General features: G+C 60.2%; 46 protein-coding genes and 1 tRNA gene. 20 read left to right on the top strand and 27 right to left on the bottom strand.

All coding sequences use genetic code 11. The annotated features are described in order from the left end of the window. Positions 1 to 9 precede the first annotated feature (9 nt). The 22 genes from H8F21_RS22220 to H8F21_RS22115 form a co-directional block, all read right to left on the bottom strand. Entirely contained in the window at positions 10 to 474 is a 465-nt protein-coding gene (locus tag H8F21_RS22220) for a hypothetical protein (protein ID WP_203585338.1), read from the bottom strand. Between the two features lie 45 nt (positions 475 to 519). Beyond that, entirely contained in the window at positions 520 to 1,389 is an 870-nt protein-coding gene (locus H8F21_RS22215; RefSeq protein WP_236043167.1) for a phage capsid protein, read from the bottom strand. Between the two features lie 202 nt (positions 1,390 to 1,591). Continuing rightward, positions 1,592 to 2,449 (bottom strand): hypothetical protein, encoded by an 858-nt coding sequence (locus H8F21_RS22210; RefSeq protein ID WP_203585336.1) that lies wholly within the window; start codon positions 2,447 to 2,449, stop codon positions 1,592 to 1,594. Next, positions 2,446 to 2,679, bottom strand: coding sequence for a crAss001_48 related protein (locus tag H8F21_RS22205; RefSeq protein WP_203585335.1), 234 nt, complete (start codon positions 2,677 to 2,679; stop codon positions 2,446 to 2,448). The genes H8F21_RS22210 and H8F21_RS22205 overlap by 4 nt, the downstream gene beginning before the upstream one ends. 2 nt (positions 2,680 to 2,681) lie before the next feature. Next, positions 2,682 to 2,927, bottom strand: a complete 246-nt coding sequence (locus H8F21_RS22200; protein WP_194936583.1) for a Bbp19 family protein — start codon at positions 2,925 to 2,927, stop codon at positions 2,682 to 2,684. Then, on the bottom strand, positions 2,924 to 4,543 hold the full coding sequence (locus H8F21_RS22195) for a portal protein (protein ID WP_203585334.1): 1,620 nt from the start codon (positions 4,541 to 4,543) through the stop codon (positions 2,924 to 2,926). The genes H8F21_RS22200 and H8F21_RS22195 overlap by 4 nt, the downstream gene beginning before the upstream one ends. Then, positions 4,540 to 4,746: a hypothetical protein gene (locus H8F21_RS22190; protein WP_203585333.1), complete on the bottom strand. Its 207-nt coding sequence runs from the start codon at positions 4,744 to 4,746 to the stop codon at positions 4,540 to 4,542. The genes H8F21_RS22195 and H8F21_RS22190 overlap by 4 nt, the downstream gene beginning before the upstream one ends. 4 nt (positions 4,747 to 4,750) lie before the next feature. Continuing rightward, a complete protein-coding gene (locus tag H8F21_RS22185) occupies positions 4,751 to 5,158 on the bottom strand; it encodes a hypothetical protein (protein WP_203585332.1) in 408 nt (135 codons plus the stop codon). A 49-nt stretch (positions 5,159 to 5,207) separates the two neighbouring features. After that, positions 5,208 to 5,393: a hypothetical protein gene (locus H8F21_RS22180; protein ID WP_203585331.1), complete on the bottom strand. Its 186-nt coding sequence runs from the start codon at positions 5,391 to 5,393 to the stop codon at positions 5,208 to 5,210. 62 nt (positions 5,394 to 5,455) lie between these two features. Then, positions 5,456 to 5,905, bottom strand: a complete 450-nt coding sequence (locus H8F21_RS22175; RefSeq protein WP_203585330.1) for a lysis system i-spanin subunit Rz — start codon at positions 5,903 to 5,905, stop codon at positions 5,456 to 5,458. Next, positions 5,902 to 6,414 carry a glycoside hydrolase family protein gene (locus H8F21_RS22170; RefSeq protein WP_203585329.1) on the bottom strand — a complete coding sequence of 171 codons (513 nt, stop codon included), beginning with the start codon at positions 6,412 to 6,414 and terminating at the stop codon, positions 5,902 to 5,904. Before H8F21_RS22170 ends, H8F21_RS22175 begins: the two co-directional genes overlap by 4 nt. Next, positions 6,411 to 6,659, bottom strand: a complete 249-nt coding sequence (locus H8F21_RS22165) for a holin (RefSeq protein WP_203585328.1) — start codon at positions 6,657 to 6,659, stop codon at positions 6,411 to 6,413. Before H8F21_RS22165 ends, H8F21_RS22170 begins: the two co-directional genes overlap by 4 nt. A 119-nt stretch (positions 6,660 to 6,778) precedes the next feature. Next, a complete protein-coding gene (locus H8F21_RS22160; RefSeq protein ID WP_203585327.1) occupies positions 6,779 to 7,054 on the bottom strand; it encodes a hypothetical protein in 276 nt (91 codons plus the stop codon). Between the two features lie 10 nt (positions 7,055 to 7,064). Next, a complete protein-coding gene (locus tag H8F21_RS22155) occupies positions 7,065 to 7,400 on the bottom strand; it encodes a hypothetical protein (RefSeq protein ID WP_203585326.1) in 336 nt (111 codons plus the stop codon). Continuing rightward, entirely contained in the window at positions 7,393 to 7,602 is a 210-nt protein-coding gene (locus H8F21_RS22150; protein WP_203585325.1) for a hypothetical protein, read from the bottom strand. Before H8F21_RS22150 ends, H8F21_RS22155 begins: the two co-directional genes overlap by 8 nt. A gap of 292 nt (positions 7,603 to 7,894) precedes the next feature. Beyond that, on the bottom strand, positions 7,895 to 8,143 hold the full coding sequence (locus H8F21_RS22145; protein WP_194936577.1) for a hypothetical protein: 249 nt from the start codon (positions 8,141 to 8,143) through the stop codon (positions 7,895 to 7,897). A gap of 9 nt (positions 8,144 to 8,152) precedes the next feature. Next, positions 8,153 to 8,497, bottom strand: coding sequence for a DUF1064 domain-containing protein (locus H8F21_RS22140; protein WP_194936576.1), 345 nt, complete (start codon positions 8,495 to 8,497; stop codon positions 8,153 to 8,155). An 11-nt stretch (positions 8,498 to 8,508) separates the two neighbouring features. Continuing rightward, positions 8,509 to 8,676, bottom strand: coding sequence for a hypothetical protein (locus H8F21_RS22135; protein WP_194936575.1), 168 nt, complete (start codon positions 8,674 to 8,676; stop codon positions 8,509 to 8,511). Beyond that, on the bottom strand, positions 8,673 to 9,305 hold the full coding sequence (locus H8F21_RS22130) for a PRP11 family protein (protein WP_328824527.1): 633 nt from the start codon (positions 9,303 to 9,305) through the stop codon (positions 8,673 to 8,675). Before H8F21_RS22130 ends, H8F21_RS22135 begins: the two co-directional genes overlap by 4 nt. A 4-nt stretch (positions 9,306 to 9,309) precedes the next feature. Next, the gene (locus H8F21_RS29865) at positions 9,310 to 10,125 is read right to left on the bottom strand and encodes a DnaT-like ssDNA-binding domain-containing protein (protein WP_203585323.1); all 816 of its coding nucleotides are present in this window, start codon (positions 10,123 to 10,125) and stop codon (positions 9,310 to 9,312) included. A 3-nt stretch (positions 10,126 to 10,128) separates the two neighbouring features. Continuing rightward, positions 10,129 to 10,386, bottom strand: coding sequence for a CII family transcriptional regulator (locus tag H8F21_RS22120; RefSeq protein WP_236043165.1), 258 nt, complete (start codon positions 10,384 to 10,386; stop codon positions 10,129 to 10,131). A 53-nt stretch (positions 10,387 to 10,439) separates the two neighbouring features. Beyond that, positions 10,440 to 10,679 carry a helix-turn-helix domain-containing protein gene (locus H8F21_RS22115; RefSeq protein WP_203585321.1) on the bottom strand — a complete coding sequence of 80 codons (240 nt, stop codon included), beginning with the start codon at positions 10,677 to 10,679 and terminating at the stop codon, positions 10,440 to 10,442. A 116-nt stretch (positions 10,680 to 10,795) separates the two neighbouring features. Between H8F21_RS22115 and H8F21_RS22110 the strand changes: the two genes are divergently transcribed. The 16 genes from H8F21_RS22110 (at position 10,796) to H8F21_RS22035 (ending at position 20,445) form a co-directional block, all read left to right on the top strand. Next, entirely contained in the window at positions 10,796 to 11,491 is a 696-nt protein-coding gene (locus tag H8F21_RS22110) for a helix-turn-helix domain-containing protein (RefSeq protein ID WP_203585320.1), read from the top strand. Positions 11,492 to 11,493: 2 nt separating this feature from the next. Beyond that, the gene (locus H8F21_RS22105; protein ID WP_203585319.1) at positions 11,494 to 11,802 is read left to right on the top strand and encodes a hypothetical protein; all 309 of its coding nucleotides are present in this window, start codon (positions 11,494 to 11,496) and stop codon (positions 11,800 to 11,802) included. A gap of 484 nt (positions 11,803 to 12,286) precedes the next feature. Next, a complete protein-coding gene (locus H8F21_RS22100) occupies positions 12,287 to 12,535 on the top strand; it encodes a hypothetical protein (RefSeq protein ID WP_203585318.1) in 249 nt (82 codons plus the stop codon). Continuing rightward, a complete protein-coding gene (locus H8F21_RS22095) occupies positions 12,532 to 12,687 on the top strand; it encodes a hypothetical protein (RefSeq protein ID WP_203585317.1) in 156 nt (51 codons plus the stop codon). Before H8F21_RS22100 ends, H8F21_RS22095 begins: the two co-directional genes overlap by 4 nt. Beyond that, the gene (locus H8F21_RS22090) at positions 12,677 to 12,826 is read left to right on the top strand and encodes a hypothetical protein (protein WP_203585316.1); all 150 of its coding nucleotides are present in this window, start codon (positions 12,677 to 12,679) and stop codon (positions 12,824 to 12,826) included. Before H8F21_RS22095 ends, H8F21_RS22090 begins: the two co-directional genes overlap by 11 nt. 124 nt (positions 12,827 to 12,950) lie before the next feature. Then, positions 12,951 to 13,712 (top strand): recombinase RecT, encoded by a 762-nt coding sequence (locus H8F21_RS22085; protein ID WP_203585315.1) that lies wholly within the window; start codon positions 12,951 to 12,953, stop codon positions 13,710 to 13,712. Next, positions 13,699 to 15,381, top strand: coding sequence for a YqaJ viral recombinase family protein (locus H8F21_RS22080; protein ID WP_203585314.1), 1,683 nt, complete (start codon positions 13,699 to 13,701; stop codon positions 15,379 to 15,381). Before H8F21_RS22085 ends, H8F21_RS22080 begins: the two co-directional genes overlap by 14 nt. A gap of 15 nt (positions 15,382 to 15,396) precedes the next feature. Continuing rightward, a complete protein-coding gene (locus H8F21_RS22075; protein WP_203585313.1) occupies positions 15,397 to 15,597 on the top strand; it encodes a hypothetical protein in 201 nt (66 codons plus the stop codon). Between the two features lie 9 nt (positions 15,598 to 15,606). Beyond that, positions 15,607 to 16,428: a DNA translocase FtsK gene (locus tag H8F21_RS22070; RefSeq protein ID WP_203585312.1), complete on the top strand. Its 822-nt coding sequence runs from the start codon at positions 15,607 to 15,609 to the stop codon at positions 16,426 to 16,428. A 74-nt stretch (positions 16,429 to 16,502) separates the two neighbouring features. Then, a complete protein-coding gene (locus H8F21_RS22065) occupies positions 16,503 to 17,114 on the top strand; it encodes a 3'-5' exonuclease (protein ID WP_203585311.1) in 612 nt (203 codons plus the stop codon). Between the two features lie 3 nt (positions 17,115 to 17,117). Further along, positions 17,118 to 18,146 carry a DNA cytosine methyltransferase gene (locus H8F21_RS22060; RefSeq protein WP_203585310.1) on the top strand — a complete coding sequence of 343 codons (1,029 nt, stop codon included), beginning with the start codon at positions 17,118 to 17,120 and terminating at the stop codon, positions 18,144 to 18,146. A 4-nt stretch (positions 18,147 to 18,150) separates the two neighbouring features. Next, on the top strand, positions 18,151 to 18,468 hold the full coding sequence (locus H8F21_RS22055) for a hypothetical protein (protein ID WP_203585309.1): 318 nt from the start codon (positions 18,151 to 18,153) through the stop codon (positions 18,466 to 18,468). Then, positions 18,465 to 18,629: a hypothetical protein gene (locus H8F21_RS22050; RefSeq protein ID WP_203585389.1), complete on the top strand. Its 165-nt coding sequence runs from the start codon at positions 18,465 to 18,467 to the stop codon at positions 18,627 to 18,629. Before H8F21_RS22055 ends, H8F21_RS22050 begins: the two co-directional genes overlap by 4 nt. Then, positions 18,619 to 20,016, top strand: a complete 1,398-nt coding sequence (locus H8F21_RS22045) for a hypothetical protein (protein ID WP_203585308.1) — start codon at positions 18,619 to 18,621, stop codon at positions 20,014 to 20,016. Before H8F21_RS22050 ends, H8F21_RS22045 begins: the two co-directional genes overlap by 11 nt. Beyond that, the gene (locus H8F21_RS22040; RefSeq protein ID WP_203585307.1) at positions 20,013 to 20,222 is read left to right on the top strand and encodes a hypothetical protein; all 210 of its coding nucleotides are present in this window, start codon (positions 20,013 to 20,015) and stop codon (positions 20,220 to 20,222) included. Before H8F21_RS22045 ends, H8F21_RS22040 begins: the two co-directional genes overlap by 4 nt. A gap of 10 nt (positions 20,223 to 20,232) precedes the next feature. Next, positions 20,233 to 20,445, top strand: coding sequence for a helix-turn-helix transcriptional regulator (locus H8F21_RS22035; protein WP_136474509.1), 213 nt, complete (start codon positions 20,233 to 20,235; stop codon positions 20,443 to 20,445). On the opposite strand, the gene H8F21_RS22030 is transcribed toward H8F21_RS22035, so the two are convergent. The 3 genes from H8F21_RS22030 to H8F21_RS22020 form a co-directional block, all read right to left on the bottom strand. Then, positions 20,442 to 21,650, bottom strand: coding sequence for a tyrosine-type recombinase/integrase (locus H8F21_RS22030; protein ID WP_203585306.1), 1,209 nt, complete (start codon positions 21,648 to 21,650; stop codon positions 20,442 to 20,444). The two genes, H8F21_RS22035 and H8F21_RS22030, sit on opposite strands and share 4 nt — an antisense overlap. 164 nt (positions 21,651 to 21,814) lie before the next feature. After that, positions 21,815 to 21,890, bottom strand: a tRNA-Thr gene (locus H8F21_RS22025). 63 nt (positions 21,891 to 21,953) lie between these two features. Continuing rightward, a complete protein-coding gene (locus H8F21_RS22020; protein WP_203585305.1) occupies positions 21,954 to 22,382 on the bottom strand; it encodes a pilin in 429 nt (142 codons plus the stop codon). A 219-nt stretch (positions 22,383 to 22,601) separates the two neighbouring features. On the opposite strand from H8F21_RS22020, the gene H8F21_RS22015 reads away from it, so the two are divergent. The 4 genes from H8F21_RS22015 to yacG are packed head-to-tail and all read left to right on the top strand — an operon-like array spanning position 22,602 to position 25,508. After that, on the top strand, positions 22,602 to 23,810 hold the full coding sequence (locus H8F21_RS22015) for a type II secretion system F family protein (protein WP_203585304.1): 1,209 nt from the start codon (positions 22,602 to 22,604) through the stop codon (positions 23,808 to 23,810). 2 nt (positions 23,811 to 23,812) lie between these two features. Next, positions 23,813 to 24,682: a prepilin peptidase gene (locus H8F21_RS22010; protein WP_203585303.1), complete on the top strand. Its 870-nt coding sequence runs from the start codon at positions 23,813 to 23,815 to the stop codon at positions 24,680 to 24,682. Further along, positions 24,682 to 25,305, top strand: a complete 624-nt coding sequence (coaE, locus tag H8F21_RS22005) for a dephospho-CoA kinase (RefSeq protein WP_203479410.1) — start codon at positions 24,682 to 24,684, stop codon at positions 25,303 to 25,305. The genes H8F21_RS22010 and coaE overlap by 1 nt, the downstream gene beginning before the upstream one ends. Beyond that, positions 25,302 to 25,508 carry a DNA gyrase inhibitor YacG gene (yacG, locus tag H8F21_RS22000; protein ID WP_203479409.1) on the top strand — a complete coding sequence of 69 codons (207 nt, stop codon included), beginning with the start codon at positions 25,302 to 25,304 and terminating at the stop codon, positions 25,506 to 25,508. The genes coaE and yacG overlap by 4 nt, the downstream gene beginning before the upstream one ends. 1 nt (position 25,509) lies before the next feature. Here yacG and H8F21_RS21995 read toward each other — a convergent pair whose 3' ends face one another. Further along, entirely contained in the window at positions 25,510 to 26,199 is a 690-nt protein-coding gene (locus tag H8F21_RS21995; RefSeq protein WP_203479408.1) for an energy-coupling factor ABC transporter permease, read from the bottom strand. Between the two features lie 145 nt (positions 26,200 to 26,344). Continuing rightward, a complete protein-coding gene (locus tag H8F21_RS21990; protein ID WP_203585302.1) occupies positions 26,345 to 26,647 on the bottom strand; it encodes a hypothetical protein in 303 nt (100 codons plus the stop codon). Positions 26,648 to 26,668 lie beyond the last annotated feature (21 nt).

The raw sequence follows: 26,668 nt of genomic DNA, 5'->3' as shown, positions 1-26,668 counted from the left end.
CAGCCGCGCTCAGTTCTGCTGGGCGTACTGGGCAACCAGGGTGATGACCTGGCCAGCCTGTAGCGCTGCGCCAGCCACGACCGAGCGGAGCTCGCTCTGGTCGGTTGCATCGCCTGGCTTGACGACAGCAACGTCGAACAGCCCGCCGTTGGCGAAGACTGCTTCGGCAGCTGCGTTACCGGCACTGGTCACTGCGGTAGCAGCGAGGTAGCGCGCCGGCGTTACTGGGTCGCCCAGGTTGAGGGTGGAAGAAGCCGCGCCAGCTGCGAAATACAGCTTGGTGGTCGGCATCAGGCGTGCACCGAAGGGCAAGAAACCCCACGAGATGTACTCGCCAATGCCTGGACCGCCGCTTGCTGGGACGGTGTAAGTGCTGATGAAGACCTGCACGTCACCGCCTTGCAGGTTGGGTTTGGTGAGGGTCTGCGGGTAGGCCGTGCGGGCCGCTGCGAGAGAACCGTTGCCGTTTGCCATGGTGTTGCTCCTGAATGGGGTTGAGGGCGAGAACAGCGAAGACCCTTACGGGTCGTTCGCGGCGATCTCGACGACCTTTTCCTCTTCCACGCGCACGGCGCCCAGGCTCTGCTTGGCGTAGATCCGAACGTTGAAGCCCTTACCCGGGTCCTTGCCAACCTCGGTGGTGATCTCCTTACCCTTGCCCAGCACAACGCCCGATTTGGCCCAGGCATAGACAAAGCGGGTGTTTCCGGTCTTGGCGAAGCGCTCAGACGGAATCCAGCGGAAGCCCATCCAAGTGCCTTTCAAGGTGCCTTCCTGCAGCATCTTGACGGCCATAAAGTCGGCGCTGGTGAGGGTGGTGTCGGCCAGGATGTCGACCAGAGCTTGGGCGTGGTAGCCCATGTAGAGCTCTTCGCCGGCTTCCTCGTCAGCCTCGTTCAGGCGGAAGATCTTCTTCGCCTGGATGATCTTGGCCTTGGTGAGACCAGTGCCGCCCACGGCAATCTTCTGGCTGGCTGGCAGCGGGACAACGATGCCGCCCTGCGTGCTGCGCGAGCCACCACCGAACGCCGAGACAATTACGTCATCCTTGGCGCGGTTCATGCCGGCCACCATGGCCTTGACGTAGTCAGAGGTCGGGTCAACCAACATACGGATCTTGTCCTGGTCATCGACCATATCGCCGTCTTCCCAGTCGTAGAGGTCCACGAACCGGGTCGAATGCGGTTGATCGTTGATCGGGGTATCGCCGTGGCGTTGGGTGCGGCGCTGGGCAGTACGCTGGCCAAGACGGTTCACAGACTTGGACATACCCACGATGTTGGGCTCGATGGTCACCGCGCTTTCGAAACGGGACATGCTTTGTTGAGCGACGTGCTTGAAGTTGTCAGCGAACTGCTGCACGAACGCTTCGGTGATTTGCTGGGACATACAATGCACTCCAATGCAGATTAGGGATGCCTGCCGGTTGTCCGCATGGCGGGCCGGTGTTCCTGGCGTGCATCGGCATTGCTGCGCCTGGGGCTGTCCGGTTGTCTGCGTGCCACCGCAGGCCGGCCCGGTATTGCTACCGGGATGCCTGTGATGGTCGGAGTTGAGGGGTGTCGGTTTCCCGACTATTTGGCGGGAGCGCTTACGCGCCGAGGCGAGAGGACTGCTTGTTGTACCTGGCTGCGTACAGGTCGTTGAGCTTCTGCTGCACCTGCGGACGCTTCGGATCGTGCGGAGCAAGCTCTTCTAACTGCTTGCGAAGATCGGCGGTCTTGACCTCGAAGTCACCCTCGTTGACCACTCCATTGGTGATCAACGTGTCTTCTGCCAGCTCCTTGCCGATGTTGGCGGTGAAGGCGATGAAGTCCGGGTCGTTGCCGTACTTGGCCATCAGGCTCTGGAAGTTGCCCGGCTGTCCTTCAGGGCTGGCAAAGGCTTCGGCTGCACGGTAGGACGAGCGAACACCAGACTGCATGGCCTGGTCATCAGCCCACACGCCCTTGAGCGCCGTGGTGCAGTCTTCCTGGCTAAGCTGAACGCCACCACTGATCAAGCCCGGTGCCGCCTTCATGTACTCGCCGATTACATACTCGACCTGAGCATTGGTCATGCCTTTGGCGTGCGCGCCCTTCAAAAACGACTGAGAGGCCTCATCAGCCTTGAATTCATCCCAGTTGAAACCCTCGACACCTTCCAGCTTGACGGCGTATTCGTCTGCGGACTTGGGCGGCGCATCGCCGGTACCCAGGCGCGTCTCCAGCTGCTTGTAGCCCTCGGCAATCTTCCGCGACGATGCTTCAAGATCAAGGGTGCCATCCTCTTTGTTGATGCGGTGCTTCTCTGGAAGCCAGTCGTTGGGGGCGCCACCGTTGAGCACGGTGCTGGTCTGCTGTGCCGGTGGGGTTGCTACTGGCGGAGTGGCGCCGCCGCTAGGGTCGCCACCCTCGCCGGCCTCTTCGTGCAGGAAGTGGCCAAGGCGATTATGTACAAACAGATTCATACCGAACCCCCAAGCGCTTTAATCCGATTGCCGAGAACTTCCGAATAGACACTCATCGCATCGATCTGGTGATAACGGCGACTGAGCTCATCAGGGCTTAAGGCTTGTTGAGCTTCGTCTGATACCGATTCGCGAAGCTTTTCCAGATTGGAATCGAGCTGTGCCTTTTCAGCGGTCAGAAGCGGCAGGCCTGATTCGTTGGCTTGAACACCATCTGCTGGTGATTGCATGGTCATTCCTCTTGGTTATTAGGGTCATCGACCCCGTTTGCGCGGTTGATGCGGAGCAGGATGTGGTCAAGCACCTCACGGTGCCCGGCCTGCAGGTAGGTCTTGAGCACGGCATCGATGCCGCCCACGGTTACGGCGTTCTTGCTGAAACGCTGAATCAGGTGTTCGAGCACAATCACGCCCTCGGCGTGCTGCTCGAATACCCGCTTGAACATGTCGTCGAGCTGTTCGGGTGTGTACTGGGTCACGCTGCGGCTCCTGGTGCTTGCTTGAGGGCGGCTTGAGCAACGCTCTGCTGCATGGCTGCTTGCTGTTCCTGTTCGAGGGCTGCTTGCTGTGCCTTGGCCCGGTCTTCACGGATGCGCTCGACGTCGGCCTTGTTGCGCATGACGTCGTTGGGCACGCCCAGCGCTTCGCCGCGGAAACGGGCGGCGGCATCGAGGTCGACGTTGTCCATGGCGTCGGGCTGCTGGCCGGTCTTGGCCTGAACCTCTGCCGCCATGGCGCAGCCAGTGACGTATTGGTCAATGGCGCTGACTTCTTCCAGCTTCTGGGCGCGGGCCAGCGGCGACAGGTAACGGACGGTGTAGGGGCGGCCTGCTGCCAGCGACTCAGGCGGCTGGCCCAAGATGCCTGCGCGCATGGCGATGCCGAAGCAACGCTCGATCAGGGGTTGCAGGTACTCGGTCTGTAGACGGCCGTAGACTGGGCCCAGCAGCTGGCGGATCAGGTTCACCCGCACATGCACCTCAGTTGCGGTCATGGCGGGACCGTCCTGGGCCTGGAGCTGGTCGGCCATCATGGTCTTGCGGATAGCGCCTTGCAGGCGGGTGATGCGGCTGTCACTGTAGTTGAAGTTCGAACCGCTCTGCAGCGGCTTCATGCTGTCGACGGAGTTGGCCACGATGATCTTGCGCGGGCCAACCTTGACGGTACGGGGGTTGAGCACGCCGTCGTCTTCCGCGATCCACATACCAGCGATGGCCAGGTCTGCGGCTGCCAAATCCATGCGGACCATTTCATTGAGAGTGCGCGCATCCGGCAGGGCTTCGGCGACTGGGCCGGTGGCATACACGCTGTCTGGAATCATCATCCAGCGCGGAACGACCACAGGCATTTCGTGATAGCCCGACTCACTCACCAGCTTTTTGGCTTCCACCTCGACCTTGCAGGAGGCGATGGGCATGTTCTTGGCCAGGCGCCCACCAACCACGTAGGTGGTACGCGGGTAGATGGCGTGCACGAACTCGACCAGCTCTTGCGGCTTATCCTTGGATAGCTTGCGGGTGTTCTCGCTGACGTTGCCTTCGCCGAACTCGTTGACGGCCTGTTCAGCGGTCAGCTTGTACGAGCGGTAAACGGTGTCGATCTTGCCGCCCGGCGCGGATGCCGAGCAGTACACGCCAGAGATTGGCCACAGGTCGAAGGTGTACCCGCCCCGCTCCCGGTCGCTGTCGATATACAGGGCACACCAGCCAGCGCATACAACGTCGAGAACGCCCTCAAAGGCGGCGGCGTCGAAGTTAGAGGCGTGGATGTTCTCCCAGATGATCTTGGCCGACTCGTCCAGCCAGCGGCGTTCGTCCTCGGTGGCCTTGGCCACGTCCATGCCAAACCACAGGCTGTTAGCTGGGGTCAGTCCAGACTGGACCGACGAGGACAAGGTGCGCGCCGAGTCAGTGGTGGTGCCGTCCAGGATGCGTGCCTTGCGGTTCAACGCCTCCTGGGCGTCCATCATTTCGTTATAGAACCCGTTGCCCCGCATGGGGTAGGTGTGGTCGAAGCAGTCGCGCCAGACCTGCTCATGCGGGTTTCGCAACGACTTCAGCGTGCTGAGGGTCTTGCAGATCTGGTCAGCGTTCATGCCCCGAGGGTCCTTTTTCCTTGCTCAATGACGGTGCCAGCGGCGCCGGCTTGTGAAAGCAGGCTGCTGCGCTGCTTCTTGGCACGGGCTGCAGCGGTTTCCTCGTTCGCCTTCTTGGCGGCCTCGTCGGCTGCTTTCTGGGCTGTTACGGCGGGGTCTTCGGTCTGCACGACCTTGGGCTTGCTTGGCTTTCCACCACACATGGCGTCACTCCTTCGAGTAGTTGGCCGGCAGCTCGGGAACGAGCCAGCCTTCGGGGGTGAGCACGGCAACACCCGGCCTGGTCTGCTCGGGGGCGGTCTGGGTGGTAGTTGCGGCAGGCGCTGCGGCTTCAGGCTCTGGGTCTGCTGGCTTCACGAATGGAGCACCGCCAGCGTTCAGGCGGTCTGCCTCGACCTGGGCGGCTTCCTTGGCACCTTCACCAGTAGCCACGAAGTCGCTGAACCAGTCGCCATGCTCGGCGCCGGTTGGCGTGTAGAAGATGCGATAGCGACCGCCACCGTTGTGTTTGCCGACATACTCCGGCTCTTTCGGCTCGGTGCTGGTCTGCTCGGGGGCGGTCTGGGTGATCGGCTCGCCCGGGGTCTGGACGGTAAGGTTGTCTGGGGCTGGCATGCTGCACTCCTTGGAGATAGGGGGCCCGGCGCATAACCGGGCCTGAGGTTCAGCCGAGCTTGGCGCGGACCAGGTAGTCTTTGGCTTCGAGCAGCTTGCGCAGTCCGGCCGACTTTTCGGCTCCGTCTGGCAGCTGCTGGTCCATCAGCTGCGCCAGCTCGCCGATAGGCTTGCTGACTTCTTGAAGGTGCGGAGGAAGGTGGGCGAACTCGAAGTACTTCATGATCGGGGACATGCTGAAGCCTCATTGGTTGGTAGAGGCCCCAGCATCATGGGGGGAAGGCGTCGGAATCCCGACTATTTGGGAAGTGGGCAGGCGGCGCGCACCGTGTCGATCAGTGCGTTGAGCTGTCTGATTGCGTCGTCTCCGTCTGGTCCGACGGAGATAATTCGTTCAGCAGCCGCTGGGTTAAGTTCGGCTCGCGCTTCTGCAGCATCCACGCCGGGATAGGCATCGGCTCGCACGACGGGGCACTTGGCGAGGACTGACAGCCGGCGCTCACCAGTAGCGACAGCAGCACGAAGATTGGCATTGGTCTGGTTCGCACGTTCGCGCTCCTGGGTGTGTTCGGTGTCGAGGTCTGCGAGCAGCCGCATCGTGTTACGCCGTGACTCGTTGGAGGCTTCCAGCTCTCGCACACGCTCCGTTGAGGCGTCAAGGCTGGCCGTGACATGGTCGAGGCGCCAAAGCGTCAGGATCGAGACGAGAGAGAGCGCGGCGATGATTGCCAGAAGGCACTTAGTCACTTCTGCGCCTCCATACACTTGGCATGGCGTTCAAGCTGCCGTTTCCAGACTCCCCAGCAGCGCTTGTTGCCCGGTGTGCTGCAGTCGTAGCCAGCGGCGTACTTGTACTTGAGCAGGTTGTGGCAGGCCTGGACGTAGTCACCGGCAAGCAGGCTGCGCCGCGGTGAGCCAGCGCTCCAGGTGCCCATGCCGTACTGGCCCACAAAGTCCATGTACAGATGGAACTCGTCCTGGTGCAGCTTGACGCCCGGCAGGCTGGCGGCGAACTCCTTCTCGGCCTGGCTGTTGAGCGTACGGGCCAGCACCTCGGCGCGCTGGCGGGTGATGGTGTCGCCCATCCGGACGCGGGTGCCGTCCTCCCAGCGCGTAGATCCATGACCGATTGTGGGCACGTCGCCTTTGGTGGGGATGACCGCGGTGTCGGTAAAGCCCTCGCTGGCTTTCCACGCGCTGAACCCTGATGCGCTCAGGGTCAGCAGCACCACTGCAATGCGCTGACGGCCATTCATCGCTGACACTGATCCTTGAGCGCCTGGATGCGAGCCTCACTCTCGCGGGCCTCGCGGCGGTCCTTGCGGATCTGGAACCAGGTGTTGACCAGAAAGCCCAGGGCTGCCAGCAACACGCCGATGATGCCGATCCAGTTGGCCTGGGACAGAAAGCCCACCAAGCCGGTACCCGCCCCTGCAAGCATGCCCTTGCTCGCTACGGAAACGCCTACCGCCTCGACTATCCCTTCGGGGTGATTCGCCATACTGCTGCTCCTTACTGGGGCTTTCATGGGCGCCTCCAGGGTGTGGACAAACAAAACCCCGCACGGTGGCGGGGCATCGATGACCACAGGGTCGGTGCAGCTGGGCGTCGGATTCCTGACTATTTGGGCTGACGGTACCCGGCAATCAGGGCTGGAAGCGGGTCAACACCCTCTGCGACGTATACCGAACCAACGAAGCCGCTTGAGCTGTGCATGGGGTGGCGGTGGTAAACCGGGTGGCTGGCGGTTCTGGCCACGTTGGGCGCCGAAATATCGCCCAGAAAGGCCGCGGGCTCCACCGGAACGCACACCTGCACTGTCGGAATGCCAGCCATCACGCTCATCCGTTGCCCATCGCACGGCCCGCCAATCAGCAGAATTTCTTCGTATTTCATCGTTTCGCCCTCAAGGCTTGAAGTGATAGTCCCACGCCGCGCACATGGGCAGCTTGTCCCGGCTTTCGCCAGTGATCTTGCACCAGAGCAGTACCAGGCGCTCGCCCTCGCTGTAACGAGGCTCTGCCCCCTGCTTCCAGCCAATCAGCGTGGTGCGGGCCACGCCTATCTCATCAGCCGCACCCTGAATCGAATACTCACCAGAGCGCAGCACGGTGGTGATGACGCGGAACCAGTCGATGCGCTTGGGCCCCGGACGGGACGGCGGCGGCACGACAGGCACGAACGCGCGAACCGCCACGGAAACCCGGGGCGGCTCGGCGAACAAGGTCAGCTGGTCAGACACCGGCGCTTTCATCGTCTTTCAGCCGTGGCAACCGCTTGCCCTCCAGCACCTGAAGGGCCAGTTCGGAGAATCGCTGCGAGAGCTCGTTGAGCTTTATCTGAGCTTCGCCAGTCGCCTCGCCTGCATCCCGTGCAGCGTGTCCAGCAGCGAGAGCCAGGGTACTGGCATCGGTCAGGTCGATAGTTGGGTTCTTGATGGTCATGACTGATGCTCCTGGTTGGTAATAATTCCGCACTCTCGAAGGTGCCGCTGCACCGCCTTATCCCTAATCGCTTTAATGGCATTGAGCCTGGATAGAACATCGTCGGAGTAAGTGGTGGTCACACGACCTGTCGCTGAGTCCCAGACGACGTCGGGGAGACTGAAAGACAACAGGTCGTGAATGAGGTTGTTGTACGGCTCGCAGATCAGCTGCACTTCACGTTGAATCTGCACTGCCTGCTCTAAGCTCAAGGGCCTGGGTGCAATGGCGCCGCGCCCATACAATTCTTCCCTCACTGGCCACCCCCAAACGCGCACGCACGCGAAGCAGGCTGCGGTTGCGCACTCACCCGCCCCATGATTTCGCTCATTTCAGCGATGACAGACATGAAGCACCCACGGGGGTCGCGCACGTTGTCGAGTTGAAGCGGGTGAATGCTTTGGCGGTAGCCCATCAGGCCTTCGCCTACGATCTGATCGGCGCAGATCACGATTACGCCGTCCTCGCCAATTTTACGGCAGAACCACACTGGCTTGTTCATGCAGCCTCCTCAGAACTCTTGGAACGCCCATCCACCGCCAGACTTCTTGGTCTTGGCAGTGACGGCGATGATCTTGAATGGGTACAGACTGGCGGCGACCTTGGTCTTGACCTTGGCGTCGTCAGTCCAGAAGCCCTTAACTTCGTGGAGCTGCATCTCGCCGTTGGCGAGCATCACCGCAAAGTCCGGGGTGTAGAACGTGTTGTCAGCCAGGCGCAGCTTGATGCCCTCGAACTTGAACCAAGCGATATGGCCAACGAACTGTCGGTCCTTGAGATACTCCCCGTAAGCGGCCTCGGTCTTGTTCATCTCGCCGGTCTTGAGCCGACCGAGAGCCTGTAAGCCACGCTTCATCCCTGCTGCCATCACTTCACCCCCACGATTACAAAGCCAGCGGCCTGGCGGGTCTTGGCGCACTGCTCGTGGTCGCCCTTGTTGCGTGGCTTGCTGCACACGTCGCAGAAGATCGACATCGAGGCGCGTGAGAACGGCTGAAAGCCGTGGGCTGGGCGCTGTTGCGGTTCGTAGTTCATGCGGGCCTCCGGATGCCCATCTTGGCCAGCAGCAGAGCGCGTGCGGCCTTTGGGTCTGTTGGTATGTTCTGTGCGGCCATCAGGTCGCGTGCTTCCTGGTGCGATGCGGCGAGCTGGATTTGTCTTGGTGTCTTGGATTCGTGGCCAATGCCGGTCGGGATCTTTCCATCCAGGGGCTGAGCGTTCTGGGCGCGGCGCTGGACGATGGCGTAGTTGCGTTCGAAACGCTGGTAGAGCGCTTTGTCGGTGGCCTTGGCCTGGCGAAGATCGAAGGTGCCAGTGGCCTCAGCTGCGACCTTCACGGCTTCATGGGTGTACTTGCCCTGCAGAGCCTCATGCCATGCATGCTCAACCGGTGGAAGGTCATCAACGCGGCGGCACAGCTCCAAGAAGTCGCAGGGCGCTGGTGGAAACTTGCACTCAACGACAAGGCGGCGCAGTCCACGGTCAATGGCTTCATCACCCACGCCATCAATGCTTGAGAGCCAGACGCGACGGGCCATTGCTTCGGCTTTCTCGTCGCCATAGTGCTTCTCGTACCAGGCCGGGAAAGTGATCTTCAGCGTTGCGAAGATCCGGCGAACAGCGCGGCGAGCCTGTTGCTCCAGCGGCGAAACGTTGTCGGCCACAGGCTCACCAGTTTGGGTCGGTGAGGATGTCGTGAGCGTTGCGCGTGCGGCTTCGAGTAGTTCGTCCACGGGTTTCATGGGAATAGCCCTCGGTGGATTGCTGGGTACGAGATTGGCGTTTCAGTTGCTGGGCGAGCGCGTGCTCCCACTGGGCCTGTGTCCGGTGGCGGTCAGGATTGGAGATCCAGTAGGAGCGGAATTCGAGGAGTTGGTCTGGGTGAAAGGTCTGCCCGGCCATGCCGTTGCGGTACAGCACGCCAGTGAACGTGGTGGGGTCTGGCTCCCACGCATCGGTCATCGCGAACTTCACGTGCGCGGTATGTGCTGTGTATGTATTAACGGATATCGGAGGTAGGTTGCTGATCAGCGATCCGTCTGATTCTGATCCGGTTGCTGATCCGTCTTCCACTTCGCTGTGGCCCAGTGTTTCCGGGGGCTCTGGCTGCTCCTGCTGTGGTTGCTGATCTGGTTGCTGATCTGGTTGCTGATCGGTTGCTGATCGTTTAGACGAACCATCCCAGTCCGCATTTGGCAGCTGGAAAACGTAGGTTCCAATGGGGGTTATTGCACCAATGGTGATCAGGCGATCAACCAGCGATCTGACCTTCTGCCTGGTGGGGGATCCAGACTCATGACGGCCTCGCGTGGGGGCAATATACAGCTCTTCGCGGAACATTTGTTCGCTGAGCCGACGTTTAGCTCCTGATACTCCAGTTCGATAGTCCATCCACTTACGAATGACGAAGTACAGCTTGAATACGTCCGCTGGCTCGTCGGCCAGTGCTGCGTACTCTTCGTCATTGATCTGGAAGGCAGGCACGGCCTATTCCTCGTCCAGCTGGTCGACGTGCTGGACATGCTCCATCCAACGCTTGGCCTGGTGCAGGATCGCCTCGATGTCGCGCTGGTTGAAACAACGCATCTCCATCGGGACGATCTTCAGGTCCAACACCGCAAGGATCTCTGCGAACTGCTGGAACTTCTCAGGCTTCATGCGGCTGATGGTTGCTTCATCGCAACCGACTGCAAGCGCGACCGGACCATTTCCGACCGATGCAAGCCGTTGCATGAGAACGGCCATGTTCTTGCGAGACCTTACAAGTTGGTCCTGGCTTAATTGGGTCGTCGACATGATCAAGCCGCCACGTCATCTGCCCCGGCAAAGCGCTCGGGATACAGGATGTGGATCTCGGTCAGGTCACCTTCGAAAACCTGGACCAGCTTCTCAGCTAATGCCGTGGATGCCTTCTGTTCGCCACGCTCAACTCGGGAGAGGTTTCCCGAATCGAGGCGGTCGCCCAGCTCCGCAACGCGGGCCGATACATCGGCCAGCGTCCACTTGCGGGACAGTCGTGCTCTTTTCAGCGGGGACATGGGAAATGCCTTCTTGAGGGGTTTCGAAGCAATTCTGCGCACAACGCAGATTTCGTGCAACAAAAATCTGCGCAGGGCGCTTTGCGCACAGCGCAGCAGGATCAGAAAATCAGCAGATGGACATTGGACAAAGCATCAGACAAGCACGTAAGGCCAAGGGATTGACCCTTGAGGCTCTCGCCAACCAGGTTGATACCGACACTGGCAATCTTTCACGCCTTGAACGAGGTAAACAGGGAGCCAGCCAGGAGTTATTAGGAAAAATAATGAAAGTTCTTGATATGGAAGTGGTAAGCCATATCAGGCCACTAGGACCCATCGACAGCTACGCCTTAAACAATTCCATTGAATTGACACCCGAAGAGCATCGAACGCTCTACAAGGGAAACATTGGCAACAAACTCATTTTACCCGCCAGAAGATACCCATTGTTTGGCTGGGAAGAGGCGCTGGTGCGGCATAACAGCGATCACTCAGAGTTCATTGAAGAAGGCACCCTTCTCTATCCGTCAGTTGAAAACGCCAGCACAGAAGGCTTCTGGCTCACGGTCGTGGGTGACTCTATGGCTTCTTCAGGGTGTCCGACGTTTCCCGAGGGAATGCTGATACTGATTCACCCAGCATCAGAGGCTGAGCCCGGAAAATTTTATTTAGTAAAAATGCCAAACGGGCAATTGACGTTTAAGCAATACATTGAAGATGCTGGGGCGCCCTATCTGAGACCTCTAAATCCAGCTTACCGCGTAATACCGCTTGATGGAGAATTTGAAATAGTTGGTCGTGTGATCGACACCAAAATAATAGGACTGTGAGAATGCGCGGAACGACAGAAAACGATGATGAGTTTTTCAAACGGTTCAGGCGAGCTGAATCGCTTGCGGATGAAAAGCAAGGACGCAAGCCTCAAGCGCCGATGCTCTGGCTTGTCTCGTCGTTCTTTGCCGGCTCACTACCAGCGTATTTTTGCCTGCTTATTGCTGGCTACAACGGTGAGCGCCTACAGATCCCTTTGATCTGTGCTGGATTGGTGCTCACCGGTATTGCCTACCTGCTCATAAGGGAGAAGCAGAAGCTTTGGCACAAAGAATTCATGCAGTACATGGAGCGAACCAAGCCTGACTGACCCACTGCTTCCCGACGAGTCCCGCCACAGAGCGGGATTTTTTTTGTCCTCGAAAAATTTTCTGCGCTTGACGCAGATTATTTTCTGCGCATAATGCAAATCATGTTCTGCGCACAACGCAGATTCATGGCAGCGAGCCGAAGCCAATTCGGTACAGGGGAAGCCTCACCCCGGGTGCGCAGCGTCGAGCACCGCATAAACGAGAGCCGACAGCATGCATGGCGTGGTCGGCTGTTGGGCTCTCAGGGCCCCCGAGAAAGCAATCGCCCAGCCGGATGTGGCGTGTAACACCGGCCAGCAGCATCCCTTCGCAACTCCCCGGAGCAACACCATGCCAAGACTCACGCTTGGCGCCTGGCTCTTTGTCATCGGCCTTGTCGCTTGCCTTGGTGGCAGCGTCTGGGCCCTGGCCGGCGCAATCACCTGATTTCACTGGCAGCCCTTCCCGCGAGGGGCTGACGGGAAATCAACCGAGGAACCCACCATGTTCAACAAAACCGCCCGCCAGCTGTTCGATGAACGGCTCAGCAAGGTGCATACAACGCCGCCGGGTGACCTGGTGGCAACCGAAGCCGAACTCAGTTACGCCGCTGGCATGGTCGCCTATGCCCTCTTCTGCGGAGACATAGGCCACGAAGAGCACAACCTGATCAACATGCGCATCGATATGGCCCGCCTGGGTGCTGTTGCCAGGCAGTGCCGACAGCACCGCGCAGAACCGGTGGGCGTATGAGCGCCCACGATCGCTGGCTCGACCCGCCCGATCTGGACGACGAGCCAGAGCCCACCGAAGACGATGCCGACCAGGACGATTATCCGTTCCAGGCCGGTGACTGGCGCTCCGATGAGCGCTGCATCCTGCTGGAGCGCCGCTATGACCAGTAAATGCCGGGCGGTCATCGCCCCAACTATCCCCGGATTGATCAAAGCCCTGCACCGTCAGGGCTTTTTTCTGGTTACCGATCTGCCGCAGCGAATCTCGATCGAGGTCCGCCGCAACATGCTGGTGGTGAAGCTGCCATGACCGCCATTCAACGTCGGCGCCGCCACCTGATCTGGCGCGGCGCCTTCAACTCCCTCCTTGGCTGGAACGGTTGGCTTGCGCTGATCGGGCTGGCTGACGCCATTACCCGATAGGAACCCCGCTCATGAACGATCTTGCAGTCAAACAGACATTCAGCCTGGCCCCGCAGAACCTCGACGAAGCATTGAAGTTCGCTGACTACCTGGCCAATTCCGACATCGTCCCCAAGGACTTCCAGCGCAAGCCGGCCAACATCTTGGTGGCGGTGCAGTGGGGCATGGAGCTGGGCCTGCAACCCATGCAAGCCATGCAAAGCATCGCCGTCATCAACGGACGCCCTGCGCTGTGGGGCGACGCAGTCATCGCCCTGGTGCGCAGCTCGCCCCTCTGTGAGTACGTCGTCGAGACAGATGACGGCGAGACGGCCACCTGCCGGGTGAAGCGCCGTGGCGAGGAAGAGCAGGTGCGCACGTTCAGCATGACTGACGCGAAAGCGGCCGGCCTGGCTGGCAAGCAAGGCCCCTGGAGCCAGTACCCCAAGCGGATGCGGCAGATGCGTGCTCGAGCTTTTGCCCTGCGCGACCTGTTCCCCGATGTTCTGCGTGGCATGGCGGTCGCCGAGGAGGTGCAGGACATCCCGACCGAACGCGAGCTAAACCAGGCGCATGCCCGCAAGGCTGATGAGGTGAAGCAGCTTCCTCCCTACCCCGACAGCAAGCTGGACGAGAACGCGGACAAGTGGCGCGGAATGATCGCGAACAACCGCACCAGTCCTGAGCACCTGCTTAGCACCCTGCTGAGCAAATACACCGTAACCCCTGAGCAGGTCGAGCGTATCCACGCCCTGGCCCCTATTGATGGAGAAGCCACCGATGCAAGTGCATAACGTCCAACAAGGCACGCCCGAGTGGCACGCCCTTCGCTCCAGCTACTTCACCGCTTCGGAGGCGCCCGCGATGATGGGCGCCTCGAAGTACCAGACCCGCACCGATCTGCTGGCCATGAAGAAAACCGGCATCGTCGAAGAGGTCACGCCCCAGCAACAGGCCATCTTCGACCGTGGCCACGCTACCGAAGAGCTGGCACGCCCTCTGGTCGAGGAAATGCTCGGCGAAGAGCTTTACCCCATCGTCGGCACCAGCGGGAACCTGCTGGCCTCGATGGACGGGGCCACGATGCTGGGTGACACGCTCTTCGAGCACAAGCTGTGGAACCAGGGAGTGGTCGCGCAGATCCGCGCCGGCGAATTGCAACCCCACTACTACTGGCAGTTGGAGCAGCAGCTGCTGGTCAGTGGCGCCGAACGCGTGATCTTCGTTTGCTCGGACGGCACGAACACCAACTTCGAGCACCTGGAATACCGGCCCGTTGATGGTCGCCGGGAACAGCTGCTGGCCGGCTGGGCCCAGTTCGAGGAAGACCTGGGCAACTTCGAAGTGAAGGAAGCCAAGGTCGAGGCCATCGGCGCTGCCCCAGATCAGCTGCCGGCCTTGCGCATCGATGTCACCGGCATGGTCACCGCCAGCAACCTAGACGCCTTCAAGGCTCACGCCTTGTCGGTGATCGGCAACATCAACACCGAGCTGTCGACCGACAAGGACTTTGCCGATGCCGACGCCACAGTGAAGTGGTGCGGCGAGGTCGAAGACAAGCTCAAGGCAGCCAAGGAACACGCCTTGAGCCAGACCGAAAGCATCGACGTGCTGTTCAAGGCCATCGATGACATCACAGCGGAAACCCGGCGCAAGCGACTTGAGCTGACTTCGCTGGTCAGGGCACGCAAGGAAAGCATCCGTACCGATATCGTCATGGATGCGGCCAAGGCCTTGAAGGCGCACATCGACCAAATCGACGGCACCCTGGGTGGTCGCATTCGTATGCCGCGCGTTGCTGCTGACTTCGCCGGCGCAATCAAAGGCAAGAAGTCGGTTTCCAGCCTCCAGGAAGCAGCCGACGCCGAACTGGCCCGGGCGAAGATCGAGGCCAGCCGGATAGCCGACGGCATCCGCGTCAACCAGGCGACCATGAACGATCTGGCGAAGGACCATAAGTTCCTGTTCCACGACTTCCAAGAGCTGGTGCTCAAGGCCAATGACGACCTGGTCGCGCTGATCAAGGTTCGAATCGATGAGCATGAGAAGGAACAGGCCGAGCTCAAGCGTCAGCAAGATGAGAAAGCGGAACAGCAACGCCAACAGGAAGAACTGCGGAAGCAACAGGCAGCAGAGCAAGTCGCGCAGCAGTCTGCTCAAGAGCCAGTGCAGGAAAAACCGGTGACGCAACAGGCCGTCGACCCTGCCCCAACTGCCACGCCGATCACCAGCGCAGCGCCAGCAGTCCAGCAATCAACCGACGACGGCCAGCGCATCAAGTTGGGCGATATCGTTGCCCGCTTGGGCTTCGCGCTTACTGCTGACTTCCTTCACACGCTTGGCTTCCTGCCAGCCGAGGTGAAGGCCGGCGCCAAGCTGTACCGCGCCAGCGACTTCCCACTCATCTGTGCCGCCCTTATCCAGCACATCCAGGCAGTTCAGGCAGAGCGAGCCGCTGCCTGACCAGGAGCGCAGCCCATGGCCAGCCAAACCGTTGAAGAGCTTTACGACCGAGTCGAAGAATTCCAATCCCTGCTTGTCGCCGCCGAGCTTCATGCCGACGGCGCTTGGGAAAACGAGTTCGTCGAAAACCTGCGGGCCCACTTCAAGCGCCACGGCCCGCGCACCCTTTTGAGCGTTCACCAGCAGAAGAAGCTGGAACAGATCGCCAAGTACTGAGGAACCCTCATGAAAGTAGAACACCGCGAAGCAATCGAACGCGCCAAGCTGCACGGCGTTGAACCTATGGTGCTGGCTCATCAGCTGATGGTACATGACCTCGTAGGAGCGGCCCTTTTCGAGTTGCGCAACACCAAAACGCCGTTTGGGCGGCTCAGCGAAGAAGATCAGCAGGAAGTGATTGACAGGATCACTGAGCAGGCCGAAGAGGCCGTCACCACAGCCGTTGGCATTATCAGCTCGCGCAGTGTGTGCACGATCCCATTCAAGGTGGCCGATTCCAAGTTTAAAGAGAAGAGCATCACGGTCACGGGCATAGTGGATGCGCAGGACCCGAACCGGGCTGGGCTGGTCGACCTGTCGGGCAAGTTGGTGATGATGGTGCTTGCGCCGAACGACTACAACGAAGGCAAGGACGGCATCCGGGCAGAGCGTGATCAGCGCGAGCTGCCGCTGAGCGCCGGCGCCATCGCCGAGGCCATGTATCGGGACCGCCGCAACACGCCCATGCAGGAAGATGAGCCAGAAGCTCAGGCAGTTGACCTGGATCCGACACCCCAAACCGCTCCAGCCACTGGCGATGTAGCAATAAGCAAGGAGTTCGGCGACTTCGACTATGACGATGCCAAGCAACTGATCGTGCTCAAGGCCAGCGGCAAGCCCTTCAAGGCCCACTGGGTGCAGAGCCGTCTGGCAGTCAGCAGCGAGCAAGCAACCACCCTCCTGCTGCGTCTGCTCGATGACCAGGTCATCACCGTGGAAACCGAAGGCGAGACGGCGCTCGACCACAGCTACAAGGTCAGCGCCACGCTGGAAGAAGTTGTCGCCTGACCCTGACTTATCCACAGCGAAATATGCATAACCGGCGCCGTAAGGCGCCTTTTTCATGCCCTGAGGAAACCTCCATGTCCGATTTGATCTGCGTTTACGACTCCGAAACCACCGGCTTTCCCCATTGGAAGCTGCCCAGTGACGACCCGCGCCAGCCGCATATCGTCGACATCTGCGCCCTGCTCTACACACCTGAGGGCGAGCTGGTAGACAGCTTCGAAGCCATGGTTCGCCCGGATGGCTGGGACATCCCGAACGAAGTATCGGTAATCCACGGCATCACCAACGAAATGGCGCTCGAGCACGGCATTCCCGAAGCCCTGGCCATCGAGGGCTTTCTTGCCATCCAGCGCCGTGCAGGCCTGCGGGTCGCACACAACGAATCCTTTGACGCACGCATCATGCGCATTGCCTTGAAGCGGTTCAAAGATGCTTGGGTCGCCGAGGACTTCCGCGACGGCGCCAAGTACTGCACCGCGATCATGTCCAAGCCGATCTGCCAGCTGCCGCCCACCGATGCCATGAAGGCAACCAACTTCAAGAACAGCTTCAAGACGCCAACCGTGTCCGAGGCTTTGAAGTTCTTCACCGGAGAAGACCTGGTCGACGCGCACCGCGCCCGTCCGGACGCAGAGGCCTGCGCCCGCGTGTACTTCGCCCTCCAGGCCTACCAGTCGGCGGCCTGAATCATGGGAGCCATTGCCTACTACAACGAGATTGACCCTTACACCGCGCAATGGCTCCGCAACCTGATCAGGGGGGGGCACATTGCTCCCGGCGACGTCGATGAACGATCAATCGAGGACGTACACCCAGATGACCTCAAGCCATACACCCAATGCCACTTCTTCGCCGGTATCGGCGTTTGGTCCTATGCCCTTCGTCGCGCCGGCTGGCCAGATGATCGACCTGTTTGGACCGGTTCCTGTCCGTGCCAACCTTTCTCCTCGGCAGGCCAAGGAGATGGGTTTGATGACAAGCGGCACCTCTGGCCGCACTTTCATTGGCTCATCCAAGAGCGAAAGCCTCCAGAGCTCCTTGGAGAGCAGGTTGCAAGCAAGGACGCAGAGTCTTGGCTCGACCTTGTACAAGCTGACCTGGAAGCCATGGACTATGCCTTCGGGGCTATCGCGTTCCCGTCTGCGGGCGTCGGTGCGCCGCATATCCGAGACAGAACGTACTGGGTGGCCAACGCCACAGGCCAGCGACAGCACAGGCGACGGCCAAGCGGCGCGGGACTGGATAAGCGCTTCGGGCTCGCCGGAGTTTCTGGCAGAGCGATTGGAGCAGACCAGGGGCAAACCGCTGAGCGAACAAGTCTTCACCCTGGCCGGCTGGCCAAGCCCGACCGCCTGCGACTCGAACAGGCATCCGGGCGAGAACTTCACTACGCCGAACATCACCTTGAATCACGCTGCAGTGATCAGCGGATGGCCGACGCCGACCGCTATGGACAGCGAGCAAGCGGGCGGCCAGGGATGCATTGCCAGGGGGAAACGCGGTCACTCGCTGAGCAGCGCGGCCCGGTTAACGGCATGTGGGCAGATGCTGACTGGCTCCACTGCCGGGATGGAAAGTGGCGGCCAGTTGAACCCGGCACATTCCCGCTGGCTCATGGGGCTCCCGGTCGAGTGGGACGACTGCGCGCCTACGGAAACGCCATCAATGCTGAAGCGGCGACGCAATTCATAGCCGCATATCTCGACACACAGAGGTAACACCATGAACCCAATCGCCCAGTCGGCCCTTGACCGGGCCCGCCACCCTACAGCTGCGCCTGTGTTTTCCACCTTGACGGCGCCGACACCAGATAAGCAGCTGCCGATGCCGGTACCGACCGGTCCCATCAACGAGTACATGCGCCAGCAAGCGAGGGCCGATGCCATCGAGACGGTGCATGCCTTGCGCGCCACCTTGGCCAGCCCCAATGGCGTCACGCAGGTTATCAACCAGCTCAAGCGATCAGCGGTCGGCAGGCCCGGAAGCCACGTCGCGGGGATTCTGGACGTGATCAATTTCCTACTGGAGCACGGGCAATGACCGCCCTGCGCCGCAAGGCCGTGATCCGCGGGTGCCCGATGAAGCCGCTCGACTGCAAGAGCCGCTGCGACATCTGCAACAAACCCCGCAACAAGGGCAACCACACCAAATGCAGCGCCGAACGCCAAGCGCGGGCGCAGGAGAAGGGCAATGAACAATAACGACAAGGCCATGGTTACACCGGAAATGCTACGCGCGGCTCAGATCAAGTCAGAGCTTGGCATCTACGTGACAGCCAACTGGGCCGGGGCATATGACGTAATGACCGAGCTCTATCAGGTAATGCATGAAGCCCAGCCAGCCGCCCAGCACCAGGGCGAGCCGGTGGCGCTGCCTGAGCGCAAGAACCATGTGCATCAGGGTCTATCTCATACGGATGCCAAGGCAGACGGCTGGAACGCCTGCCTCGATGAAATCGCAAAACTTGGCCCGCTCTACACCCACGCCGATCCTGGAGAGGTTGAACAGCTCCGAAGCAATCTGCGGCAATGGCTTGACGTAGATGCCGATCGGCTTGAAGTCATGGGCCGGATGTGCGCCAAGCTGGCCGTGCAGGAAACCCTGCTGCGAAAGGTGATCGAGAACGAAGAAGGCTTCACCTTCGATCATGACCTCATGAAAAATATCAAGGCCGCTCTATCCACCAGCGCAGAGCCGATCGTGCCAGAACAAGCCCAGCTCATGGAGGTCGATCTCAACAAAATCCATGGAAGCGTTACTTGCCAGCCTGAAGGTGGCGTGCCGTTTACCGTGAAGTCCGGACCAATGGAAAATCCAATAGATGGTGGTGAAAATTGGAGCCTGACAATCACCGGAGACCTATTAGGATGCCGAATTGTCAGTGAAGACGTTGAGCCAGAATCGGACATGGCGCGGCGCATTGATTTTAGTTGGGGGGGAGGAATTACTGTAGAAGGCCTTCTTCCTGAAGGGACTACTTTCAAGATCCATGGTCCGAGCCGTGATGCTAGCGCGCCGGTTGAGCGCGATGAGCTTCCGCCGTTCGCTCAGAAGGTGCTGAAGAAGCTGCGCCGCACGCAGGCATGCTTCGAGGACAGCCAAGGCACCGATATTGGCCGGGATTGGCTCGATGTTCTGGTGAGGCTTGGGCTTATGAATAGAGTTCAGCGCAGCCCGGCATTGTGGGAGATCAGCGATGCTGGTGACGCACTCTTGGAGGCCCGCGACGCCCTGGAGCGCAAGCCTTCTCTAGAGCGAGCCTTCAATGAGTGGGTCGATAAGTGCCAATGGGCACGCAAGGATGCTGTGGCCAATGAGCTGGGCATGCACCTCGCCGACGTCATCAAGCAGCGTTTCGACAGGATGCGCGCAATCTGCGTCCATCTGCAGGACGACCTTACTGCGCGGGATGAAGAGCTCGACAACCTGCGCATGGACGCCGGCCGTTACCGCTGGCTTCGAGATAAGAGTCAGTCAATCCATCCCTTCTACCTAAGCGTCCCTATATGGTTTTCCGGTATTCGCTTCCGCAAGGAGAATGTTGACGAATCTATCGACTCATCCATGACCGAGGATGTGCAGCCATGAGCCCCGCCACCGTCTTCTGGGCCTGCATTACATCGGCAGCCTTTGCCTTCCTCGTCGGCGTAGTCCTCACCATCTACGCCACAAACCAACGCATCACGCAGGCCGATGAGCAGCACCCACCACCGGCTGGTGAACAGTTCAGCGAAGGACCGGTGCTGGCCAGGCTGCCACGCACCAACACCAACCACATCCGTTACATCTTCTGAGAGGTCACCTATGAACGCTGCAAAAATCCCGGATGACGTTGAGTTCATCAAGATCGCTGAGGTTCGACGCATCACCGGCCTTGGCACCAGCACCATCTATGAGCGGATGCTGGCCAAGGAGTTTCCAGGGCAGGTGAAGCTGGGCCCCAAGGCTGTGGCCTGGATCAAGTCCGAGGTGCAAGCCTGGGTCAAGGAGCGCATCAGCGCTTCCCGCCCTGGCTAGTCCACCATCAGGCTGTCCAGGTAGTCGGCCCATTCCTGCATCATCACCCTGCGCTGCTCCACGAACTCAGCATGGTTGTACGAATCGCCAATGTGCGAGAGCTGAGCATCGATCCACTTCTCGTTGTATCCCATCTCATTCAAGGCGGTAGAGATCGTTCCACGGATTCCGTGGCCGGTAAGCCTCCCCTTGTACCCCATCCGTGAAACGGCTGAATTGACAGTGCCATCACTTATCGGCTTACGCGGGTCATTACGACCCGCGATAAGCAGCCGATATCGGCCAGTCAGCTGGTGCACACGCTTTGCTTCTTCCACGGCCTGCCGCGAAAGCGGTACCAGGTACGGTGGAATCTCCCCGCTTTTCGTTCGAACCCTCTTTTGTAATTGCTTGACGATCCCGGCCGGGATTGACCACAAACCATCCTCGAAGTCGAACTGATCAACTGTTGCGCTCCGGAGCTCTATTGTCCGGACGCCGGTCAGCAACAGCAGCCGGATGGCGCTCCGAACGTACTCGGCGCACTTGAAGTCGCGCAGCACGATCAAGAACTCTTTCAGTTCATCCCGCCGCAGGTATGGGTTGTGCTGAACTGGCGGTTCAGGCTGGGCCACGATGTCCAGGTCAGCCGCCGGGTTCATGTCGAGCAGACCCTCGGCCATCCCGTACCGGAATATCTCGTTGAGCCAGGACCGGCACTTGCGGGCAGAGTTCAGGGCGCCGCGGCGTTCGACCCTGCGCATGGCCGCTAGTACATCGCCGCGCTTCATCTGGGCAATAGGCGTCTTGCCCAGTTCGGGGATCAGGTCCTTGTCCAGGTAGAAGCGCGCCTGCACTGCAGCGCCCTTGCGGGCTGCGGACCAGCGCGGCAACTTGAACTCATGCCAGCGGTTGGCCACCGCCTCAAAGGTATTTTCCTGATGTACTGCCGCTTCTGCCTTCGCTTGCCGGCGCTCGGTTCGCGGGTCAATCCCTTTGGCAACCAGCGACCTGGCCTCGTCCCGGCGCTCCCTCGCATCGCGCAGGCCTATCTCTGGATAGGTACCCAGCGATATGCGCGCCTGCTTGCCGTGCCAGCTGAACCGGAAGTGCCAAGACTTGGTACCGCCTTCGGCGATGTACAGGAACAGGCCGTCCCCGTCCTTGAGCGTGTATGGCTTTTCTTTGGGCTTGGCCTGCCTGGCCGCTGTGTCTGTGATAGGCATTTAGTACATCACCTGAGCACTCGAATCTAGGATGTGCTGGGTAATGTACTAAAAAAGAATGGAATGTACCGGAAGAATTCGGAATGTACCGGACAAAAGAAAACCGCCAAGTGGCGGTTTCTATGGGGTTTCCGGAACCTGCTGGGCCTTCCCGGAAATGTACATGGTGCCGGAGACAGGAATCGAACCTGCGACCTTCGCGTTACGAGTGCGCTGCTCTACCGACTGAGCTACACCGGCGTGGCACCAACGCTACCACTGCCGGGTCGCTTGCGCAATTCACTGTTTAATAACAGGTATTGATCACTTCTGTGCGGCGCTTTCTGCAGGTTTGCAGCCAGCCGGAGCAAGGTCTTCTTCCAGGGTGCTGGTGCAGGCCCAGCCCGCGGCCGAGCGGGTCAGGCTGAGGGTTTTACCAGCGGCGGTGGCCGGGGCGTCGACCAGGGTGCAGACGATGCTGCCCACGCCTGTGGCTGCGGTGCCAGTGGCGGTGATGGTGCAGTTGCTGGTGGTGGCCTGGCCGCCCAGGGCGGTTACGTCGGTGATGTCTTTGCCTTGGTTGATGCGCACGTCAAAGGGGGTTTTCAAGGCGGAGATTTCCACCAGGGCAGCGGTGGCTTTGGTGCGTACCTGGTGGTTGGTGTACATGGGTAAGGCGATGGTCGCCAGGATGCCGATGATTGCTACGACGATCATCAGTTCGATCAAGGTAATGCCGCGTTGCCCTTTCATGGACGTTGTTCCTCGCAATTTCAGTTCCGGTCGGTGGCGTTCAGGGCCGGCCGCCAACAGACGCGCCAGTAGGCCCGAATAGACACCTTTTGTCACCCTGCGCCGGTTATTCGTTGATGCCGGCTCGACTACTCTAGTGAGCAGCGGGCGGCTCTGCTCGCTGCGCCGGTCTCGAAGCTGTTTCGGGGTTTGTGCGGGCCACGCAGCAAGGATGTCGCGATGACCGAAAAAACCTATAGCTACCACTGGCAAGGCACCACGACGCAAGGGGCGCAGGTAAGCGGTGAATGCCGCGAGCGCAGCCCTGCCCTGCTGCGCGCCGGGTTACGTAAACGCGGTATTCGGCCGGTAAGGGTCGAGCGGGTGCGTGCTGGGCTTTGGCGCAGAAGCGGTACGTTGGGTACTGCTGAGTTGTGCCAGTTCAGTCGCCAGCTTGCCAGTTTGATGTGTTCGGGTGTGGCGCTGCTGCAGGCGCTTGAGGTGATCGCCCAAAGCAGCAGTAATGCGGCGCTGATCACGCTGATAGGAGCGCTAAAAGCAGATATTGGCGCCGGTAGCAATCTGGCGGATGCCTTGCGCAAACATCCTCGTTACTTCGATGCGCTGTACTGCAATCTGGTGGCCACCGGCGAGCAGTCCGGCACCCTGGAGCGCGTGCTCGAACACGTTGCCTGCTTGCAGGAGCAACGGCAGGCCATGGGCGCTCGGCTGAGAAAGGCCATGACCTATCCACTGATTGTGCTGCTGACGGGGCTGGGGGTTTCCAGCTTGTTGTTGCTGGAGGTGGTGCCGCAGTTTCAAGCGATGTTCAGTGGTTTTGGTGCCGAGCTGCCGGCGTTTACACGGGGTGTAATCGCCTTGTCTGACTGGTTGGGGCGTTACGTGGGGTGGTTGTTGCTGTGTGCGGTCGCCGGGGTGTGGGGGCTGCGACTGGCTTATAGGCGGCAACCGGGGTTTCGTCTCGGCTGTTTGCGCTTGGCGCTGAGGCTGCCGGTGCTGGGGGCGTTGTTGAGCAACGCGGCATTGGCGCGTTTTGCGCGCACGCTGTCCACGTCGTTTGCCGCCGGGGTGCCATTGGTGGAGGCGTTGGGGCCGGTGGCCGGTGCCTGTGGCAATCCGTTGTATGAGCAAGCGGTGCTGCGCCTGCGCAAGCATCTGGCCGGTGGGCAGTCGTTGAGTGGGGCGATGGCGGGCAGTGAGGTGTTTCCGCGCTTGATGCAACAGATGTGCGCCATTGGCGAGACAGGCGGTACGCTGGACGATATGCTCGCCAGGGTCGCCAGCCATTACGAAAGCGCGGTCGAACGCTCGCTCGACTACCTGGCCAGCCTGCTCGAACCTATGATCGTGTTGATTCTCGGGGTGCTGGTGGGCAGCCTGGTGATCGCCATGTACCTGCCAATCTTTCAGTTGGGTAGTGTGATCTGAACATGGACTTGATGGATACGCTGGCCAGCCAGCCGCTGTTTTATCTGTGCCTTGCCCTGGTTCTGGGGCTGATTGTCGGCAGTTTTCTCAATGTGCTGGTGCATCGCTTGCCGATCATGCTGCAGCAGCAGTGGCAGGCAGAAGCACGCGAGGTGCTGGACTTGCCCAGCGAAGAACCGGCCGAGCGCTACGATCTGATTCTGCCCGCCTCTCACTGTCCGCATTGCGGGCATCGCATTCGCGCCTGGGAAAATATTCCGTTGCTGAGTTATTTGCTGCTGCGCGGACGCTGCAGCAGTTGCCGCAGCGCCATCAGTGTTCGCTATCCGCTAGTGGAGGTGCTGTGTGCGGCGTTGACGGTGTTCGCCGCCTGGCACCTGGGCGTGAGCGTTGCCGCGCTGGCGTTGATGGTGTTCAGTTGGGGGCTGTTGTCGATGAGCCTTATCGACATGCAACATCGACTGTTGCCCGATGCCCTGGTGCTGCCGCTGCTGTGGCTTGGGCTCATCGTTAATGCGTTCGAGCTTTTCGTGCTGCTTGAAGATGCCTTGTGGGGTGCGGTGGTGGGCTACTTGAGCCTGTGGTCGGTGTTCTGGCTGTTCAAGATCATCACCGGCAAGGAAGGCATGGGCTATGGCGATTTCAAGTTACTGGCACTGATCGGCGCCTGGGGCGGCTGGCAGATTTTGCCGCTTACGCTGCTGCTGTCGTCGGTGCTGGGCGCGGTGATCGGACTGATTATGCTGCGTTTCAATGGCGAGAAGGCCAGCACGCCGATCCCCTTTGGTCCTTATCTGGCCATCGCGGGCTGGATCGCACTGCTCTGGGGTGGTCAAATAACCACTTCTTATCTGAAACTCTTTGGAATGTGATGACCACCGCTGCTTTCACTCCGTGGATTCTTGGCCTCACAGGCGGCATCGGCAGCGGCAAGAGCGCTGCCGCCCAGCGCTTTGTCGAACTGGGTGTGCACCTGGTGGATGCCGATCAGGCTGCGCGCTGGGTGGTGGAGCCAGGGCGTCCGGCGTTGGCCAGTATTGTCGAGCGCTTCGGCCCGGGTGTGTTGCTGGAAGATGGGCAACTCGATCGCGCGGCGCTGCGCCAGCTGATTTTCAGCGACCCGGAGCAACGGCGCTGGCTGGAAGCCCTGTTGCATCCGTTGATTGGTCAGGAGATTTTCAGTTACCTGGCCAAGGCTGAGTCGCCTTATGCGGTGTTCGTTTCGCCGCTGATGGTGGAGTCGGGCCAGTTTCAGCGCACCCAACGTTTGCTGGTGATCGATGCGCCGCAGGAGCTGCAAGTTCAGCGCACGCTGTTGCGCGATCAAACCAGCCCCGAGCAGGTGCAGGCCATTCTCAAGGCCCAGGCCAGCCGCGAAGAGCGGCTGCGCCACGCCCACGATGTGCTGGTCAATGACCGCGACCTGAGCTGGCTGCATTCGGAGGTCGACCGCCTGCACAACTTTTACCTGACTTTGCGAGGAGGCCAAGCATGAGCCAACCGATATCCGTTGAATGCCCGACCTGTGGCGCCCCAGTTGAATGGAACGCTGCCAGCACCTTCCGGCCCTTCTGTTCCGATCGCTGCAAGCTGATCGACCTCGGTGCCTGGGCGGCTGAAGAGCATAAAATTCCGGTGGCACCCGACGCTGAAGACGAGCTGTTTTCCGGCGAACTCGACCCCCGCGCCCACCACTGATTCAACGCCCGGGGTCGTCGTCCTTCCAGGGTGCTTGCAGGTAGCGGGTGCGGTTGAAGGTTTCCAGCCACTCCGGGCAAAACACCACCAGTGCGCTGACCACCATGCCGTTGATAAAGGCTTCGGGAAAAATGATCAGCCACAGGTAGCCGATAAAGTCTTCGATCCACTCCGGCATCACAAAGCGCCCGTCGATCCATAGCAGGCCCAGCCCGATCAGCAGGCACAGCAGGGCCGCCAGGGCTGCGGCGAAAAATCCCGAACAGAAGATGTACACGAAGAGGTTTTTCGGCTGCGCGCGCTCCACCAAAATGGCGCACACCTCGGTTACCAGCACCGGCAGGCCGATAAACAGCAAGCCGTTGACGCCCATGGCGGCGAGGTCCTGGCGGCCCATCAAAATGAGCCCGACCTGGGCCAGCAATCCGGCCACAATCGCCAACGGCCAATCCAGCAGCAAGGTGACGGCGGTCAAGCCAATGAAGTGATACGACACGCCGTTGTCGAAATCGCGGCGCACCAGCCACAGCGCAAATAACGCGAACACTGCGCCGAACAGCAAGTGCTGGCGCCGGCTGTCGGTGAACAGCTCCACCCAGCCCGTACGCGCCACCGCCCACAGCAGCAATACACCATAGCCGACCCAACCCAGGGTCAGGCTGAGGTCCGACAGCACTTGAGCATCGATCACGGTATGAAGCCTTCAGCAACGTCTTTGCTGGGAGTCTACACCGCTACGCAGCAGCCTGACGGGCAGCCGTGCGGTGATAGCCACAACGGCAACGGGTGATTTCATGTATACAAAAACAAATAATTCTGCTTACATTATTCGACGCCTACGACATCGGTAATCGCCGCTGCGTATTGCGACGGTTAATGCCATGCAACACCCACAGCAGCTCGAGCTTATCGAGCATCACCCCCAAATGCCGCACGCCACTGACTGCGATGCTAGTTCCAGTAATCGCATCAGCAATGGGTTCGCCATTATCTCGTTCGCCAAGAACGCCGCCCAACGCCTTTTCGACCCCTTGGTTGATGCCCCCACCGAGGGCCATACCCAAGCGGGCGATTATTTGCTGATGCGCCAGGCAATTCACTGATTCGACACCGCACCGGATACCGCGAGCGTTGCTCATGTCGCAGATCGGGTGCCGATT

The sequence above is a fragment of the Pseudomonas arcuscaelestis genome (assembly GCF_016881005.1).
Taxonomy (GTDB): Bacteria; Pseudomonadota; Gammaproteobacteria; order Pseudomonadales; family Pseudomonadaceae; genus Aquipseudomonas; species Aquipseudomonas arcuscaelestis.
Note: the sequence above shows the minus strand (reverse complement) of the source record. Positions and strands in the feature narration are given on the sequence as shown.